The 4723-nt window shown below is 35.2% G+C and carries 6 protein-coding genes; all 6 read right to left on the reverse strand.

Annotated features, from left to right (window positions below; genetic code table 11):
- Positions 1-263: 263 nt before the first annotated feature.
- The 6 genes from AC2JBO_RS43230 to AC2JBO_RS43255 all read right to left on the reverse strand — a co-directional run bounded on the left by AC2JBO_RS43230 (position 264) and on the right by AC2JBO_RS43255 (position 4587).
- Complete coding sequence (locus AC2JBO_RS43230; RefSeq protein ID WP_496959783.1) at positions 264-524, reverse strand: hypothetical protein; 261 nt, start codon at positions 522-524, stop codon at positions 264-266.
- Positions 525-542: 18 nt separating this feature from the next.
- Positions 543-701, reverse strand: coding sequence for a hypothetical protein (locus tag AC2JBO_RS43235; protein ID WP_496959784.1), 159 nt, complete (start codon positions 699-701; stop codon positions 543-545).
- Positions 702-871: 170 nt separating this feature from the next.
- Positions 872-1735: an SDR family oxidoreductase gene (locus tag AC2JBO_RS43240; RefSeq protein ID WP_496959785.1), complete on the reverse strand. Its 864-nt coding sequence runs from the start codon at positions 1733-1735 to the stop codon at positions 872-874.
- Between the two features lie 245 nt (positions 1736-1980).
- Complete coding sequence (locus tag AC2JBO_RS43245; RefSeq protein ID WP_496959786.1) at positions 1981-2340, reverse strand: type II toxin-antitoxin system PemK/MazF family toxin; 360 nt, start codon at positions 2338-2340, stop codon at positions 1981-1983.
- Complete coding sequence (locus tag AC2JBO_RS43250) at positions 2309-2704, reverse strand: type II toxin-antitoxin system Phd/YefM family antitoxin (RefSeq protein WP_496959787.1); 396 nt, start codon at positions 2702-2704, stop codon at positions 2309-2311. The genes AC2JBO_RS43245 and AC2JBO_RS43250 overlap by 32 nt, the downstream gene beginning before the upstream one ends.
- Positions 2705-3309: 605 nt before the next feature.
- Entirely contained in the window at positions 3310-4587 is a 1278-nt protein-coding gene (locus tag AC2JBO_RS43255; protein WP_496959788.1) for a serine hydrolase, read from the reverse strand.
- Positions 4588-4723: the final 136 nt, after the last annotated feature.

Here is a 4723-nt window from a genome sequence, read left to right on the forward strand (position 1 = left end):
TTATGATTTTTATAGCTAACCATCTTGACAAATCCGATTTGAGAGGGAATGAAACAGCCCTGCTTATTAAGGGGGGTTAGGGGGGATTAGTTCTGCTACAAAAAGCTATCCCTTGCAGTATTGACACATCTTATAGTTAAACAAAACATCAATTTATTAACAGCATATCTGTGTGCTACTCCTGTTCGCAGATTGGCATAACCTACAAAGTGTCGGCACACAGACTTTAACACTAGCAATTGCTTACAAAATTGAAGCTTTTGCTAATCTTCTATATCTTGGTAATTATCATCATTATCTTTTTCTTCAAACTCTTCCGAGTAATTGAACATAAAGACAAAATTGTTTTTAGGTAGAATCAACGTTGGAAGATATAAAGCTTGATTATCCCAATCACGGTTTTTTTCACCTTTTTCATACATTACAATAAGAGTGGGTAAATTTGGATAATCTTTTTTAGGTTTACTTATCCATTGACTTTGTGCAAAACCAGAGCCTTGCCAAGGTCTAAGTTTATTTGACAAGTCTAGACCTTCTCCTTTTCACCCTCGACGTACATTAAGCATTCCCGTATTAATACCAGCTGCTTTTATCGCTTGAAGTGTTGGGAGCATCCACTTTCGGCAGATAGACTTTTTTAGACCAACCATATAGTATAGTAAGGTCTCTGGCGCCATATAATTTATGTTTCTTCCATTCATTGGATGCTCCCTGCAATATTGGCGCCACAAACTGAATTTATGGTCAATCAGGTGGTTGGGCAATCCAAGTCTGAATAACTGGTAGTGAGTCAGTAGCACGCGCGCTTGTCAGCTACAACTTGAGGAATTGTTACTACACCATAAAGTTCCCGTAAGATGTGAACTCACAACTAAATCCACAACTGCCGATAATCTTCAACAAACTGCTGAATAGTTATTGGAGAGCGTTTCAGTAATTGCTCTACAACTGGTGTTATACTACCAGCAAATCCGAAACGAGTAGTCGTATAAATCCCTGCCATTACTAAAATAAAATCAATTGGTAATCCTTGCGCGCGCAATTTTTGAATAAAGCTGAATAATGAGGGGTTTGTATAACTAACTGGTTTACCCAAGACTGATGTAAATATTTCTGCTACTTCATAATAAGTTAGTGCTTCTTTTCCAGTCAGAGCATAAGCTTTTCCCAAATGTCCATCTTCGAGTAAAGTAAGTGCTGCAACTGCGGCAATATCTCTAACATCAATAAAACTGGTTTTACCATTCCCAGCAGGTATAAATAATCCTCCCCTTCGTATCTCATTTAGATGTACAGTACTAAGATTTTGCATAAAGAAACCCGCGCGTAAAAAAGTCGCAGGAATATTTAATTTATTAATGTATTGCTCAATCTTCGAGTGTGGTATAATTCGATTTCGTTCGGTGCCAAGTAGTGAAAGAAAAACAATGTGTTTAACACCTGCAAGTTTTGCAGCTTCTAACGCTGGTGCAATTTGTTTACGAACATTGGCAAGTGCAGGTGGACGCACTAAGAAAAGTTTGTTAACCCCTTCAAAAGCACTTGTAAAGGTACTAGGGTTAGTAAAGTCAAACTCAATACAGGTAACATTGCTTCTGTTTATACTATTAAAAACAGCGCGCGCTCCTTCAGGATTTCTAACTGCTGCATAAACATCACAATTATAGTTTAAAAGTAAATTGATTACTTCTCTACCAACGTTTCCTGTTGCACCCATCACTAATATTTTTAACATTTAAATATAATAAAACTTACAATTACTTTTTAAATATATCTGGTAGGGTGCGTGACGCTACGAAGAAATCTCAACGTAGCTATAAGACTTGTAGCGTCACGCACCGAACAAGAATTATAACGAGGGGCGCCGGGATGTGTATTTTCAAGCGAGGATATATATACATGACTTATCCTCTAGGAACTTTTGGCGCCAGAATATAAATTTTCAAGCGAGGATATTTAAAACTTACTTAATAAAATTAACTATTCATCAAGCAAGTTGCATAACCGTTGTGCAATAATTTCTTGCGTTTCTAATGACAAAGTACCAAGTTCACGTTGAATAACTACAGTTGAAACTGTTACTAGCTGATGCAGCCTAATTGTAGATGCGGCTTGCAACCCTGATGTTAAAAAGTCTATATGGCTGTAATCTAGAACAATATCTGTGTCTACTGTAACTGCTGGAACACCACTGGTAATATATGCCAAAATAACATGGCGCCGGGAACCAATGGGATTTGTTAAGCAAAGTGCAGGACGTAACTTACTGATTGATAAGTCATCAAACGGAAAAGGTGTAAGAAAAATTTTACCCTTGGTAATCGAATCGTTTGCCGTCATTTAGAGTATAGATAACTTCTTCCTGGTCTGTAATTGAGTATAAATCTGGGTCACTGATTACTGACTTGATAAACTCTGGATCATAGAACGGTTTTCCATCAGCCAAAGTATAAATATCCTGCCGTGAGTCTTTAAGAAAATCAAAAGCTGGGTTTTTAAGCGCAGCTTTTAACCATTCGTACTCTTGTTGTTCAACTTGTTTGAGTAAATTTGCTTCCATCACTTCCAATCGTTTTAAATCATCATAAGTAATAATTGCTGCTGTTGCATGACCCTCCTGTTCAATAATAATACGGTCTTTACCCTTTGCAACCCGATTTATCAACTGTGGGAAATCATCATCCGTACTAAATACTCTAGTCATTGTTTATACCATCTCCAAGGAGCAAGGTTAATAGCGCTGTATGTACTAGCACGTTTACTCTAAAAATATAGCAATATTAAAATAATCGCAATGCTACCGTAATGTAATTGTGTAGCGCGTGATAACCATAAGTCAAATCCGTAAAAAGAAGATTAACAGCTTCTTAAAGGAGTTAGTTGTTTAAACTTTTTCAGTAAATATCCTGTAACATTAGTATCAATTATAATAAACATAGTTTGTTATTGTACAAATATATCGAATAATCGTATAAATATTAAGAGTGAAATCAATACTACTCGGTTAAGCTTTTTGTTGGCGAATTGATCCCCCCTTGCGCGTGCGGAAGGGGGAAAAGAGCATTTTTAGCCCCCCTTAGCAAGGCACCGATAAAATAGACAATCACACTTATATTTATGTGCTTAAAAGTCTATTTCCGAGCTACCCATACTTATGATTTTTATAGCTAACCATCTTGACAAATCTCGTTTGAGAGGGAATGAAACAGCCCTGCCTTAGCAAGGGGGGTTGGGGGGATTTTAGTTCTTAACCGAGCAGTATTGAAAGCGCCGTGGCTAACGGATATTTTTTAAGGATGTATAACTTATCTATCGGTTCATTCTATCAAAAACTAAACGCGACATTTTTGGAAAAATATTCTGACTCTTACCATAAGTTTTGTCATCTCCAAAAACTGCAATGATATATCTAGCCTTACCGTCATTTGTTACTACATATGCTACTTCTTGACGTGAATTTGTAGTCCAACCAGCTTTTGACACAAATTCAACTTTATCTGCTGGTAAAGATTCACCTAAAAAATTCTTTACAGGATGAAATTCTTCAGGGTTTAATGGTATTGCTTGCCAGGTTTGTAAGTTTCTACTTAATAAATCCTTCATTTCATTACTAGATTGTGGACTAATGGCTTGACCTGTAACTATTTCATACATTAGTCTAGCTGCGTGGTATGTTGTGACTTTATTGCGTATTGGTTTATTTGGATTATCACCACGTATTTGTAAATCTGTTCCTTGCGGTTCTTGAATATTAAGATGGGGAATAGGAAAAGTTTTTTGAGTAATATTAATATTTTTATAACCAGCTTTTTGAAAAAACAAGTTTAGAAACTCTCGTTTGGATTTCCATTCTTTAAAATGTTCTTTGTCTATTTTTTTTGTAAATGTTTGTGTAGAAGTAATGCGGTCAATAATATTACTAGCAGCATCATTATCTGATTGAATAATTAGTTGATTTATCTCATTATTAACGGATGCGTCAAAAGGAATGATTCCTTGCTTTATTTTAGCTTTAAGAGCTACCAACCAAAATATTTTTGCAACGCTAGCAGGAAATCTTGGTGTATTTTCTTGATATCCAGCAATAGTGTTTTTGTTTAAGTCTATGAGTGTAATAGATAAATTATCAGTAGATGTTTGATTCTTTTTTGCTAACTCGATTAAATCTTTGACAATTCCATCTAATTTCTGACTGGGCTGAAAGTTTGGAGGTGTAATGACATTGTAGATAAATTCTGAATTGGCAAATGTCACTGGTGGTAAAGCTGCAATAGTTTGCTCTACAACAGGAGTCTGCTTAAATTTATTGCTGGGAACTGTGACTGGAGTATTCGCTCTTATTGTTGAAGTTACTGGGTGTTGGGAATCTGAAGATTTTTTGATAGATTGATTCTTTGCCAATTCCGAATTTTTTTGATTGTTACGATTGGCAACAAATGAGCTTATTCCATATAAGCTCATGATTGAAAGCATAACTAAACTAATTAATCCATAAAATTTAAATTTTGATAATTTTTTAATACTTTTTTTACGGTTTTTCCCTTCTCCCGAAATATAACTATGTCTCTGTATTGGTTTCTGATTCATATTTAAACTTGTTTGAGTGTTTAAGGATGGCGAAAAAATCATTATCATGAATTTGATTTAATTTATGTTCTGAATCATTACTTCCTAGTTCATTTTTTGTTTTGAAGCTAAGTTTTGCTGATATAAAAAAGATATA

It is taken from the genome of Calothrix sp. CBUCES-K 9914 (genome assembly GCF_059640475.1).